This window comes from Clostridioides sp. ES-S-0010-02, assembly GCA_020641055.1.
Taxonomy (GTDB): Bacteria; Bacillota; Clostridia; order Peptostreptococcales; family Peptostreptococcaceae; genus Clostridioides.
The window spans coordinates 3,556,885-3,570,577 of sequence record CP067345.1; the positions used below are offsets into that span (position 1 = coordinate 3,556,885).

14 protein-coding genes and 1 tRNA gene are annotated in these 13,693 nt (G+C 28.7%); 3 read left to right on the top strand and 12 right to left on the bottom strand.

All coding sequences use genetic code 11. From position 1 onward, the window contains the following. Positions 1–15: 15 nt before the first annotated feature. Both JJC01_16545 and JJC01_16550 read right to left on the bottom strand, forming a co-directional pair. On the bottom strand, positions 16–804 hold the full coding sequence (locus JJC01_16545) for a flagellar motor protein (GenBank protein ID UDN57759.1): 789 nt from the start codon (positions 802–804) through the stop codon (positions 16–18). A 95-nt stretch (positions 805–899) separates the two neighbouring features. Beyond that, positions 900–990 (bottom strand) — tRNA-Ser (locus JJC01_16550). Between the two features lie 259 nt (positions 991–1,249). Between JJC01_16550 and JJC01_16555 the strand changes: the two genes are divergently transcribed. Then, positions 1,250–2,014, top strand: coding sequence for a DeoR/GlpR transcriptional regulator (locus JJC01_16555; protein UDN57760.1), 765 nt, complete (start codon positions 1,250–1,252; stop codon positions 2,012–2,014). Positions 2,015–2,214: 200 nt separating this feature from the next. On the opposite strand, the gene JJC01_16560 is transcribed toward JJC01_16555, so the two are convergent. Together JJC01_16560 and glpK are read right to left on the bottom strand one after the other, a co-directional pair. Then, on the bottom strand, positions 2,215–3,330 hold the full coding sequence (locus tag JJC01_16560; protein ID UDN57761.1) for an ethanolamine utilization protein EutH: 1,116 nt from the start codon (positions 3,328–3,330) through the stop codon (positions 2,215–2,217). A 39-nt stretch (positions 3,331–3,369) separates the two neighbouring features. Next, positions 3,370–4,896, bottom strand: a complete 1,527-nt coding sequence (glpK, locus tag JJC01_16565) for a glycerol kinase GlpK (GenBank protein UDN57762.1) — start codon at positions 4,894–4,896, stop codon at positions 3,370–3,372. 291 nt (positions 4,897–5,187) lie between these two features. Between glpK and JJC01_16570 the strand changes: the two genes are divergently transcribed. Beyond that, positions 5,188–6,285, top strand: coding sequence for an alanine--glyoxylate aminotransferase family protein (locus JJC01_16570; protein ID UDN57763.1), 1,098 nt, complete (start codon positions 5,188–5,190; stop codon positions 6,283–6,285). A 358-nt stretch (positions 6,286–6,643) separates the two neighbouring features. Here JJC01_16570 and JJC01_16575 read toward each other — a convergent pair whose 3' ends face one another. After that, complete coding sequence (locus tag JJC01_16575) at positions 6,644–7,156, bottom strand: hypothetical protein (GenBank protein ID UDN57764.1); 513 nt, start codon at positions 7,154–7,156, stop codon at positions 6,644–6,646. A gap of 551 nt (positions 7,157–7,707) precedes the next feature. On the opposite strand from JJC01_16575, the gene JJC01_16580 reads away from it, so the two are divergent. After that, the gene (locus JJC01_16580; protein ID UDN57765.1) at positions 7,708–8,586 is read left to right on the top strand and encodes a DUF4300 family protein; all 879 of its coding nucleotides are present in this window, start codon (positions 7,708–7,710) and stop codon (positions 8,584–8,586) included. A 233-nt stretch (positions 8,587–8,819) separates the two neighbouring features. On the opposite strand, the gene hisJ is transcribed toward JJC01_16580, so the two are convergent. The 7 genes from hisJ to JJC01_16615 form a co-directional block, all read right to left on the bottom strand. Next, entirely contained in the window at positions 8,820–9,599 is a 780-nt protein-coding gene (hisJ, locus tag JJC01_16585) for a histidinol-phosphatase HisJ (GenBank protein UDN57766.1), read from the bottom strand. A 212-nt stretch (positions 9,600–9,811) separates the two neighbouring features. Next, positions 9,812–10,165, bottom strand: a complete 354-nt coding sequence (locus tag JJC01_16590; protein UDN57767.1) for a zinc transporter — start codon at positions 10,163–10,165, stop codon at positions 9,812–9,814. 15 nt (positions 10,166–10,180) lie between these two features. Further along, positions 10,181–10,597 (bottom strand): DUF3842 family protein, encoded by a 417-nt coding sequence (locus JJC01_16595; protein ID UDN57768.1) that lies wholly within the window; start codon positions 10,595–10,597, stop codon positions 10,181–10,183. A gap of 18 nt (positions 10,598–10,615) precedes the next feature. Then, on the bottom strand, positions 10,616–10,807 hold the full coding sequence (locus JJC01_16600) for a CooT family nickel-binding protein (GenBank protein UDN57769.1): 192 nt from the start codon (positions 10,805–10,807) through the stop codon (positions 10,616–10,618). Between the two features lie 150 nt (positions 10,808–10,957). After that, positions 10,958–11,773, bottom strand: coding sequence for a lipoate--protein ligase family protein (locus JJC01_16605; GenBank protein UDN57770.1), 816 nt, complete (start codon positions 11,771–11,773; stop codon positions 10,958–10,960). A gap of 46 nt (positions 11,774–11,819) precedes the next feature. Further along, the gene (locus JJC01_16610) at positions 11,820–12,758 is read right to left on the bottom strand and encodes a radical SAM protein (protein UDN57771.1); all 939 of its coding nucleotides are present in this window, start codon (positions 12,756–12,758) and stop codon (positions 11,820–11,822) included. After that, positions 12,755–13,627 carry a radical SAM protein gene (locus JJC01_16615; GenBank protein ID UDN57772.1) on the bottom strand — a complete coding sequence of 291 codons (873 nt, stop codon included), beginning with the start codon at positions 13,625–13,627 and terminating at the stop codon, positions 12,755–12,757. The genes JJC01_16610 and JJC01_16615 overlap by 4 nt, the downstream gene beginning before the upstream one ends. Positions 13,628–13,693 lie beyond the last annotated feature (66 nt).

The window sequence follows — 13,693 nt, forward strand, 5'->3', positions numbered from 1 at the left end:
TTCCATCCTTTTATATTATTCAATTCTACCATCAGCTTCTCCAAGTTCAATTAATTCTTTTGAATTTAAAAATATCTTTAATTTTTCTGTCATTAAATTAGAATTATCTCCCTCAAGTATAGATAGTATCGCTTCTATCACTAAAAGTCTTTCATTAGTTTCTTGCTGATTTATAGCTTTAAGCTTTGATGCTATTGGTAACCAAATTAAATTGGCTGAACCAACACCGTATAAAGTAGCCAAAAACGCTACAGATATCTGAGGTCCAAGTGCATCTGGATTACTCGAAAGATTTCCTAAAATATGTACTAATCCCATAACTGTACCTATGATTCCCAGTGTAGGTGCATACCCTCCTGCTGAATCGAATATTGCTATTCCTTCTTTATGTCTTTTTGATGTTATTTGTATTTGAGATTCTAATATATTTCTTATTGTAGCTGCATCAACGCCGTCTACCATAAGTTCAAGACCTTTTCTAATAAATGGGTCCAATTCATCATTTTCGCTTATTTCTTTATCAATACTAAGAAGACCTTCTTTTCTGGCCTTGATTGCAATTTCTTTGAAATAAACTATGTTTTCTATATTGTTAGGCTTTTTATTTTTAAAAGCTAACAACATTATCTTTATGGACTTTTTGAATACAGGAAATGGTGTTGAAGCACCAACAGCCCCTATAGTTCCACCAAAAACAACAAGTGCTGATGAAAATACAAATAAGGCTCCAATGTGTCCCCCATCAATAACGAAAGCAACCACTAAAGATGCTATTCCCACTATAAAGAAAATTAAAGTTGTCATATATTACCTCCTTTCTTTAATTATGTCTGCTAGGTTGTTTTTATTAATAGACATTACAAAAAAGACTACCTTCAACAAGGATAGCCTTTGATAATTGGCGGAGAAGGAGGGATTCGAACCCTCGCACCGGTTACCCAGCCTAATCCCTTAGCAGGGGATCCTCTTGAGCCACTTGAGTACTTCTCCTTATTTCTATGCAATTAAATTATATAATAAAATTATATTTTAGTCAATTAATTTATGAAATTTAAGGTATTTTAAGTCATTAAATATCTATTTTCACTTTTTTACTTAAATGTAAGTTTGAAATATGGTAAAATTATCTTGCATAACGCTTATAATATTATTTACTAAATATACACACATTAACATATAGACATAAATCCTTAATTCATCATAAGTTATGCTTAAAACTAAAATAATATTAATCCAAGGAGGATTTTCCATGTTACCACAGGAAAGATATGAGAAGATTTTAAGTATTCTCGAATCAGATAATATAATTAAAATAAATGACATAGTCCAAATGTTTGATATATCAATAGAAACAGCACGAAGAGACCTAGCACATATGGAAAGTATTGGACTTTTAAAAAGAGTTTATGGTGGTGCTATACCAGTTATAGCAAGTAGCGTAGAACTTAACTATATTAAAAGAAAAAAAATAAATTCAAATGATAAAAAACAAATTGCTCTTAAATGTAGTGAATTTATAAATACAAATGACACTATTTTTATGGATACTGGAACTACTGTTCTTGAAGTTGCAAAAAGTTTAAAAGACAAAAAAAACTTAACTGTAATAACTAACTCAATTTTGGTTGCAAATGAACTTATGAATACTAATATAAAAGTATATGTACTTGGTGGATATCTTAGAGAAACTGAAGGTTCTTTTTCTGGACCACTTACATTAGCAGCCATTGAACAATTTAATGTTGATAAGGCAATTTTAGGTGCTGGAGGTATTACACTTGAAAATGGTATTTCTGACTATCACTTAGAAGAATCACTTGTTCGAAAAAAAATGATTGAAAGGTCTAGAAAGTCAATAGTAGTTGTTGAGCCACCTAAGTTTGGAATAAATTCATTTGCTTCTGTTGCTCCTATAGAGCATATAGATACTATTATTACATCTGCTAGTATAGACCACGACATAATTATAGAATTTTCTCAAAAAGGAATACCTTTAGTCATAGCTGATAATTAGCTTATATGATTGCTTTTTAGTTCCTTATAAAATATCATTGATTAAAGTTAAGGAGCCAAATAATTATTTATTTAGCTCCATTTATACCTAAACTATACAGTGTTTTTACTATGTCACTATGTCTTTTTTTATTTACCTTATTTTTTTAACTTAACTCTATTTTTTAATTTAGCTTAACGCTTACTTTAACATTAATTCTTTTATACAACCTCTTTTTTCATTTTACTACTTTGCTCTTCTTCTGCTGTTAAATCTTTTGTCATTACCATAGCAAGTGCAATCGCCAATACTCCACCAACTAACTTTCCAATTACAACAGGTGTAATCATCTCTGGCACTACTCCTGCTGTAAATCCTAGGTGATCACCTAGTGCTGCTGTTGCACAAACTAACCATGCTGTATTTACTACTTTTCCCTTTGGGCTCATGTCTTTCATCATTTTATACACTGGAATACTATTAGCTAAAGTGAAAACTAATCCAGCTGCACTTGTTGCATCCATACCTAATTTTCCACCTATTGCTGTAAGTGGTTTATTTAAAACTTTAACTAATAAATGTAGTATAGGAAAAGTACCCAATAATACTATTGCAATACTTCCAATTACTTGAATACCCTCTCTTATAGGTGTCATTCCTTTTATAAGTACTACCCCTGTTATTTCTTGAAATGCTGCTGCACCTAATCCTATTGTTATCAATATAGATATAATTTTTCCAAAAACTAAAGACCCATTTATCATAAGTGTTGAATTTACTTTCAGACCTATTGCTAATATTACTGCTAATATTATTACTGGCACCATATTTATAATCACCATTGATAAATTAAATCCTGCTATCATTCCTCCTACAATCCCTCCAAAAGGTATTGTTATTAATCCTATTAATAACCCTTTTGCAAAAAATGGTCTGTCTTCATACTCTATAAGGCCTAATCCTACTGGGATTGAAAATACAAGTGTACACCCAAGCATTGATGATACAACTAATCCTGCAAGCATCCCTGCTTCTTTATTGTGTGCAAGTTCCATCGCTAATGGATATCCTCCCATATCATTTGCTAATATGGTTGCAAACATAGATGGGTCTGCTCCACATAAATTGAATATTGGTATTATTACTGGTCCTAATACATTTGAGATAACTGGAGCTAAACAAACTATACCAACCATCCCTAAAGCTAGTGGACCCATTGAATTAAAACCTTCTTCGAATTGTTCACCAAGACCAAATTTATTTCCAATTATCCTATCTAATGCTCCTAAAAGCACCCCTACAGCCATTATATATAATATAACTTTATCAAAGGGCATATTTAATTCCTCCTATACATGTAAATACTATGTTGTACTTTAATTAGCACACATCTTTTTGGTATCGTTTTCCCAGTTCATAGCTCTTTTTACTGCTTGATTCCACCCAAGCAAAATTTCTTCTCTTTTTTGTTTTGTCATATTTGGAGTGTATTCTTTACTTATTGTAAACTCATTTCTAATTTCATCAATACTATTCCAAACACCACAGGAAAGACCTGCCATATATCCTACTCCAAGCACTGTTGTCTCAGGATTTTCTGCAATTTCAATTGGTATATCTAATATATCGGATTGAAACTGCATTGTAAAATTATTTTTTGTAATTCCACCATCCACTCTTAGCATTTTTATATCCTTTCCTGAAGCTAAATTCATAGAGTCAACAACATCTTTGACCTGAAGTGCAACAGATTCAAGAGTAGCTCTTACTATATGCTCTTTCTTAGTACTGCCTGTTATACCAACCATTGTACCTCTTGCATATTGGTCCCAATAAGGTGCTGCAATCCCTGCAAACGCTGGAACAAAATATACACCACCAGTACTTGGTATTGAGTTAGCCATATCATCAGTTTCTGAGTAATTTTTTATAACTCCAATTCCATCTCTAAGCCACTGTATTGCAGCACCTGCTATATATACTCCGCCATCATAAGCATATGTAATTTTGTCTCCTATTTTCCAAGCAACAGTTGTTAATATACCATTACCCGCTATTTTCAACTCTTCACCTATATTCATATATAAGAAACATCCTGTTCCATAAGTATTTTTAACCATACCTGGCTCAAAGCATCCATTTCCAAATAGAGCTGCTGGCTGGTCAACCATCGAAGCAGTAATTTTTATTGATACACCACAAAATGCCCCTTTGTCTGTAGTCCCAAAATCACCACTTGTAGGCATTATATCCGCTAAAATACTTCTAGGAACTCCTATAATATCAAGTAATTCTCTATCCCAATTCATATCTCTTATATTAAAAAGCATGGTTCTTGCTGCTGTAGAAACATCAGTTAAAAAAGACTTTCCTCCTGTCATTTTCCAAATTAACCAGCTATCTAATGTTCCAGCAAGTACTTCTCCATTTTTGATTTTTTCTTTTACACCTTTTACATTATCTATTATCCATTTAATTTTTGTCCCTGAAAAATAAGGGTCTATGATTAGTCCTGTTTTATCTATTATCTTATTTTCTAATCCTGGTATATTCTTTAAATTTTCAACATAATCATAGGTTCTTCTGCACTGCCATACAATTGCATTGTATAATGGCATACCTGTATTTTTATCCCATAGCATTACTGTTTCACCTTGATTATCTATACCTATTCCCTTTATATCACTTTCATCTATTCCACTTTTAAAAGCTTGTTGTAGTACATTATTACTTACAGTTTTTGTGTTATTCCAAATTTCTATAGGGTCATGTTCGACGTATCCAGATTGTGGATAGATTTGAGTATGCTCCATATAATCACTAAAAACAAACTCTGATTTTTCATTTATTAATACTGCTCTTGTTCCTGTTGTTCCTTGATCAATTGCTAATACATATTTCACTTTAAGCGTCCCCCTTTATTTTCAGAATTAATAGATTTTTTATTATTTTTTGAATATAAAATCTATTCAACTTATTTATATTCTATATCATCTTGGGGATTTATACAATATTTATTACAATATTTTTTGTATATTTTTACTTTTTTTGATTGTTAAAGTATTTTAATTAAAATATTATTGCAATATTATTAGTTTTATTCTATAATCTAGTTAAATTAACACATAAACTTTTAATATATACACATAAACAGTCATCATAAAATTTAAATTAAACTTTAAGGAGGATTTGCAATGAAAAAAACATATCTATTTAGTCCTGGACCAGTAATGGTTACAGATAGGGTTAGAAATTCACTTCTTCACTATGATATATGTCATAGAGGAAATGAATTCATGAATTTATTTAAAGATACACAACAAAAAATCGGTAAATTATATAATGCAACTTCTGATTATTATTCTCTAGTTGTATCTGGTTCTGGAACATCTGTAAATGAATGTGTATTATCTTCTATATTTGATAAAGAAGATGCTGCTTTATTAGTTAGTAATGGTGTATTTGGAGAAAGGCTAGAAGAAATATTATCTGCTTATAGTGTTAAGACCTACAAACCAGACTTTAAATGGGCTGAATATCCAGACTTAGATATTTTAGAAAAATACTTACTTGAAAATCCTGACATAAAAGTAATTGCTATGGTATTTCATGAGACTAGTTCAGGAATGATAAATCCTGTACCTGAATTAGGAAAACTTGCAAAAAAATATAACAAAATATTTTTTGTTGATGCAATAAGTGCATCTGCTGGTGAATACATTGATGTTGATGAGTTTAATATAGATATAATAACAGGTGTTGGTGGTAAAGCCCTTGGGGCATTTCCAGGCTCTGCATATCTTTGTGCTAAAGAAAGCGTTTTACAAAATATTAAAGAAGATCAATGTAAAAATGTGTATCTTAGCCTTTACAAACATTATAAGCTTGCAAAATCATCTTCTCAAACACCAAATACACCTAATGTCACTTTAATATTTGCTCTTAATGAAGCTTTAACTGAATTTTTAGAAGATGACAGTAAGATAGAAAGATATAAAGAATGTTCTGCTATTTTAAGAAATGGTATGGAGGAACTAGGTCTAACATTTTTACTTCCAGATAAATATATGTCTAATACTGTTACGTCTGTATTTCTTCCTAAAGAAATTGATATAAATAGATTTATATTAGAACTAGAAGAAGAAAATGGTTATGTGGTATATCCAGGAAAAGGCAAATTTCTAGATGATAATATGTTCCAAGTTGCAAATATGGGAGAAATTTATCCAGACGATTGTTATAAATTCCTTGATATTTTAAAATCAAAGCTAGAAGTTAAAAAAGCCATATAAATATCTCAAGACCATAAATAAAAAAACTATATAAATATCTCAAGTTAAACTAGATTATGGTCTGTAAATAACAGCTATCTATAAATAATCACTCTATATGAACATATTCAAAAATATACTTGAACATTAAATATAGCCAGATGTTGTTTTATATTTTTTTATAAGGGTGAACTCTAATATGTAAAGTTCACCCCTATATGAAAAATTTATTTTTATACAATTCTTTTTATATTTAATTCTTTTATATTTTTGATACAATTCGGCTATTTAACTGTATAGATTGTTATAAATTTAAAATCTATACATGATACTATATACTTTTAAATCTGATTCTTTTTTTAATTAAAGGCTTTAAATATTACTTTTCAAGCTCATCAAAGTAATTATATACAATAACTTCACCTGTTTCTTTATCTGTTGTCTTTATAATCCCTTTAGCTCCATTTACCTCTTCTTTTGTGAATTCATCGTCTAGTACAACTTTAAATTTATCTTCATTTCCATATCCTTGCTGAAACTCAGCTCTTAAAATTACATTTTTTTCAGCTTTTGGTTTTAATTCAAATTCAATTCCTGATTTCATTTCATCAAAATAATTTAAAACTACAACCTCATTATTCATTTTATTAGTTGTCTTTATAATCCCTTTAGCTCCATTTACTTCTTCTTTTGTAAATTCATCATCTAGCACGACTTTGAATTTATCTTCCTTTCCATACTCTTCTTGAAATTCTTTTTTCATTTCACTGTACTTAGTCTCAAATTCTTCACTCCTGTTTAATTCCATAGCTGATACATTTATCAGTGACGTCCCAATAGTTATTATTGTTAATGCCATGACCATACCAGTTTTTAATTTTTTTAACTTCATATTTTACCTCCTAAATTAAATGTTCTTAGTGAAATTATATAAATAAAAATCTAATTTTTACAGTTTCATTCTTGTAACTAAAATTACTATTATGTAACCAAACTTTTTAATTTAACTATTCCTTAAAACCTAATTTTTTGGGGAATAGTTGAATTAAAAAAATAAAATTTTTAAACTTTTAATGAGTCTAATAGTATATTTATTGAACTTAATAAATTTTATTTTTAATAAAGTAAAATTTATCATATATCTCAAACCTACTTATTTACCAAAATACTACATCCAAAAAACTAGTCTCACTATATATTTCATTGATAGCTTACTCATTTTTTACTTATAAAATTCTATAATCAATCTCCAAATAAATTAGTTAAAAATTCAAAGAATATATACCCCTATTTAGTATATATTTTTATATATTAAAAAAAAGTTTTAAATAAAGTTATATTTTTTGCAACAGTTTTGTAATTAAAAACATATTGAAGCTAAAATTAAATGTACTATATACTATAAATATGTCGACAAAATAAATTTATAAAGGAGAAAAACAGGTGAGAAAAAATTTACTAATAGCAATATTGTCTGCTATTTTAGTGTTATCAAGCATACTTACAATCTTTGCATATTCAACTATTAAAGATAATAGCAGATTAGTATACTCTAACATAATAGATAGAAAGACACAAAATCAAGTGAAAAATGTATTAGAAAAAAATAAAATAAATAAGAAAGATATTGATATTTTTATTAAATCAGTTAGGAGCTACAACAAACTTCAAATTAAAATACTTCAAAACAATGTAAATATATCTAAGTCTGGATATAGTTCAATTAACACAAAACAGGTTCCATACAATTTAGATAAATTACAAAGTAACTGGATGGAAAAGTTTCCTAACTATATGGATGTAAATTGTAGAATAACAGCATTTAGACTTTTTAAAGATTTCATCAACTCAAAAGAGAAGTTTACTGGAGATTCTATCGATTTAAGTATTGATTTAGATACTATAATGAATAATAGAGATGCAAAATTTAACTCAAAGGATGTAGAAAAATTTATTAACTTTTTCTCTGCAATACCAACTCAAGACACAGATGATATAAATAAAAATGCAGAACAAATAAAAAAAGAGTGGAAAAAAAGAAAAATATCTTTTAAAGATAATAAAAATATGTCTATTATAAGTGGCTTTCTTCGTTATCCAGAAACTAAAAATGTATTTATAGGTCATACAGGTATATGTATCAAAACTGATAAAGATATCTTATTTATAGAAAAATATGGTTCTACATCACCTTACCAAGTTACTAAGTTCAAAAGTAAAAAAGATGTGAAAAATTATATGTTCAATAGATTAAAGATGTCAGAAGGAAATGTAGAATTACTAGACCCAATAATAATGGAAAATGATAAACTTATGCAGTAATATCTCTAAACACTAAAAGCACTTTATGATTGTTAAGATAAGTAAAAATAGGCTATATCCATGAAAAAATATTAATTATAAAACTTTCATACTGAACAAATCTATAAATATTTTTCTAATTTAACAAAAAGACTGTAAGTAGATTTATTTTACATAAATCTACTTACAGTCTTTTAAATAAATACTTTAAAAATATAAATTATCATAACTTTAGGATTATAATATATACATCTTTATCCTATATCATAATTATTTATTTCCTCTGCACAGTGAGAATCTGAGCCAAGAACTAATGGAATATCATATTTTTTTGCTAATTCTAATAAGTATACATCTACATAAGGCTCTTTACAATATTCTTTTCTGTTTCCAGAAACATTGTAATCAAGTTCATATCCTTTTTCTTTAACCAACTTTATTAATTCTTCAAGAACTTTATTTCCTTCATAATTATATGGAAATACTTGATTAAACTTTCTAACTAAATTTAAATGACCTATTCTCTTTGGTTTATATGTACCTAAATCAGCATTTACAGCTTTTATTAATGTTTCATAATACTTATTATAAACAGCTTCAATGCTTCCAAGCTTATCAATCAGATTTTGAAACTCTTCTACACTATAGTCCACACAACAATAGGCACCATCAATTTTAATTATATGTACTGATAATAGAGAATCCTCTAATTCATCACCATATTTATCTAAATTGTTTTTTATGTCTTCTTCATAACCTTCAAGAAAATCTACTTCCGCTCCTACATTTATCTTAATTTTGCTCTCATATTTTTGCTTGAAATTTTTAACATCATCAAGGTAATTTGATAAATTTTCAGGATTCATGCAACTATCATTTTCAGGTGCAGGGTCTTGAAATCCATTTGGATATGGAAAATGCTCTGTAAATGTCATTTCTGTTAGACCAACATCAATTGCCCTTTGTATATATTTTTCAAAATCATCCTTACTTCCATGAGGACAATAAGGTGAATGTATATGACCATCTTTCATAACTAATTCTCTCCTTTTATTAAATTGAACTACTCCTCCTTAACTATCTCCAGTAATATTTGAAGCCGAAGATATATTAAATAACTCAGTTTTATAATAAATTTCCTCATTAAAGTATAGTACATACTCATTAGAAATTTCAATAATTAAATATAAATAAGGCATAAAAAATCGCCTATATCAAAATATATAAGCGATTTTAACAATCATATTTACATATGTTTTTTAGCCTCTAATAACATTTTATTTGCTTCTTCCATACATTCTATAGCTTTTTCAATACTCTTTGCAGTTTCTTCTTTTCCAATAGCTCTAGCCTTTTCTACCCATTCTCTAAATCCTTCTTCATGAGTCTCATTGTGATTTATCCAATGTACTAAAAGTATTTTTAAAGTTTTCTCATCTTTAGACTCTGATGATTCTTCATGATTATGTTCGTGGTCATGGTCATGAGCATGGTCGTGTGGATGTTCATGGCACATATCTCCATGAGTATGTTCATGGCAATGGTCGTCATGGTCATGGTGCCCATGGTGGTATCTTATAATCTCTCTATCAAACATCATTAGTTATTCCCCCTGTTATTTTATATTAAATTCTTTTTTTATAACATTAACAGAATCTTTTACAAGTAGTGCTAATGGTTTACCTTCTAATCCAACTAACTCTATATTTTCTGGCATAATAGGTAAAAGTATCTTAAGTGCCTCACTATCTGCAATAGCTTCACTTATATTACAAGTGACTTCCCCCATCATAGAATTAGGTATTATTACAGAAATAGGTGCAACTATTATATTGGCTTTTCTAGCTGATACTACTATAGCATTTTCCCCTGTAGCTCCTTTATTAGCATGAGCCTTCATCATAGAACTAGTTGCTATAGAATTAGTTCCTAGTGCATAAATTTCTACATATGTAGGTAATTCTTCTCTCAGAGAAGAAACTATCTGGGCTCCTATACCTCCACCCATTCCATCTATCACTGCTATTATCATATGAAATTCCCCTATTAATTAATTTTCTTGTATTATTATCTTATGGTCCATCAATCTTATTTCTTTAATTATTCCATCTATTATTTTTTGTTCTCCTAATAAATCAGTTAAATAAATCTTTCCATCACAAGGGTCTATATTAACCACATTCTCCATAACCTTTTCTAATTCATTGTTATTCTTACAAATGAAAGCTGATGATTCACACATATAAATCTCCTCCTAATATGATTTTTATTAAAAATCAAAAAAAGACTTCCTCAGGTATTTCAATACACCAAAGAAACCTTCATGATTTCAATTTTCGTATATTATTATACCTTAAGTATATCACTTTAATTTACTTAAAGTCAATTAAAGTTAACGCTTTTTATTATACTCTTCATCCTTGTATTTTTTATATAATTCTTCAGCTAATTGCTTTTCATAATCAGTCAAGTCTTCTTCTACAAACTCAACATTAAATTGACTAGCCAGTCCTTTTATTAGATTAGCTTGTAGAATATCTATGTCTATTTTTTTACCAATTTCATTCTCTATTCCACTGGCCTTTTTAGCTGTGAATTTCATTGCTCTTTCTTTTAGTTCTGGTGTTTTAGCCTTTATTAATTTAAACAATTTTTCTACATCAAAATCCATTATTATTGAACCATGCTGTAACAAAACACCGTCTTTTCTACTTTGAGCACTTCCAATTACCTTTTTATTATTAATAGTAACTTCATATGATGCATGTGCATTAAAGCATGCAGCTGATAAATTTTCTCTACCTATTCTCTCTCCACTATTTAAGTTATCTGTTTCTATACCACTTAAATTCAATCCTCTAACTAAACCTTCACTTATATATCTATAAGATAGATTTATACTTTTATCAATTAAAGGATTATCTTCTCCTATAATTATACTATAAGTTAGCTCATTATCATGTAATACAGCTCTTCCTCCTGTGATTCTTCTGACATAGTCTATATTCATGCACTTACACTTATCTAAATCTACCTCATCTTCAAGTTTTTGAAAATATCCTACACTCAAGCAAGCTGGCTTCCAAGTGTAAAATCTAAGTGTTGGCTTCACACATCCTTTTTTATATGCAGTAAATATAGCTTCATCAATTGCCATATTCATTGCACCATCATATGATTTATTATGTATAACTCTCCACTGATTCATGATTATTACGCCCCAATCTTTAGTATAAACATATTCAAGAAATCATTTACAGATTTAGTTCTCTTATAGCCAAATCTATCTCATCTTGATTTAAAGGTCTTGAATAATTATATATAGTACTTCCTGGTCTTTCATTATAATATGGTCTATTACAATCCTTACAGCCTCTTATCTCAAAAGGGTAACCCCTGTTTATATCTGATACAGTCTCATCATCTAGTTTTATATTTTCCAAGTATCCATTTTTGAATTCAAAGTATTCTTGTGAATAACCTTTATTTATCATATAGGACATTAGCTGTACTCTTCTGTAACTTTCTATATTTGGTTGACTTATTTTTTCCATTTTAGTTCCTCTAACTGGAGTAAACGCAAATAAACTAATAGTTATATTGTTCTTCTTTAAATAAGTATATAGGTTGTATATGTCTTCATGACTTTCTCCCATACCAACAATTATATGTGTGCTGATTTTATTAGGATATAACTTTGACATTTTTGTTATAAAATTCAATTTTTCATCATAATTATATCCTTTTATTTTTTCATATAAGTCTTTACTTGCTGCATCTATCGCTATTCCTATTTTATCTACTCCAGCAGAAAAAAACTTGTTTATTTCTTCATCACTTTCTAATTTTGCAGACAATGAAATAGGCATATCTATTTTACCATTTATGTAATTTATAAAATCTAAAACAGATTTATGTGCCTCTTCACTTGCCATTGATTGTATACATATTCTCTTTATATTTTTCCCGTTATATGCTCTCAAAGCATTCAATATTTCCTCTTTAGAATACTCTGGCCAAACTACTCTTGATAATTTATCTTTTCTAGTACTGCTTTCTATTGATTGAGAACAAAAACTACATTTGTTTATGCATTTTTCCCCAATCATTATATATGCTGTAGTAGGAGGTATATCGCTTTTTTTATTTAATATTCCAAGTTCTATTGCTGTCCCTGATGATAATCTAATCATAAAACGCAACACTCCTTACATTCAGTTATTGTCATATTCATATCTATAGCCTTATTCTTAGCAGATTTTGATGGAAGAACTATTCTATTAACTCCACACATTATAGCTAATTGGTCTAGTTCTTTTCTATACACACCTCTAGGTCTCATACAACCTAGGTTAATCTCGGTATTTGGTAAACTAATTCTAGCTTCACATAAAACATCTGTTACTTCTTTCAAATTAGGAGGTTCTACATCTTCATATTCAGTACCTTTTGTAGGAATAAGAACTATAAATGTCAGTTTATTAGGAGGATTTTTTTGTAAGTATTCTATAATCTCATACTCACCTTTTACTTTTCCTCCTTTTAAACCAATACATATATGTGGTGCTACTTCTGTATTTTCTCTTATTGTATTGTAAGCTTTAATATAATCTTCTTTGCTTTTATCCATCTTATAAACTTCTTTTATAGTTTCTTTATCGAATACCAAGTCGAAAGAAACTATATCTAAATACTTACATAATTCTATAATACTCTCTTTATCCATAAGCCCTAAATGAGCATTTAATCTGTATCCTTGTTCCTTTAACTTTTTAATGGTCTGTATATGGGTATTTATTGGGACATCACCTTCATAACTACAACCACCACTTAATAAAAAACTAGTTATATTTCTTGATTTAACTTTTTCTTTATAGTCCTCAATTGGTATCATATTTTCTAAATAATGACCATTACAATGAGCACATTTAAGACTACACTTATTACTTGTAGTACTAAGAGCTAGAGTCTGATTCGGATAAGCAAACTCTATCTCATTTCCGAAATTTCTTAATTTAATGTCAAACGCAGTTCTCATTTTCTCAGACAAATCCTTATACATAATTTAATCCTCTACATTTATGTTTTTATGTTTTAATCCTCTACCTATGCATTTATATTTTGATAT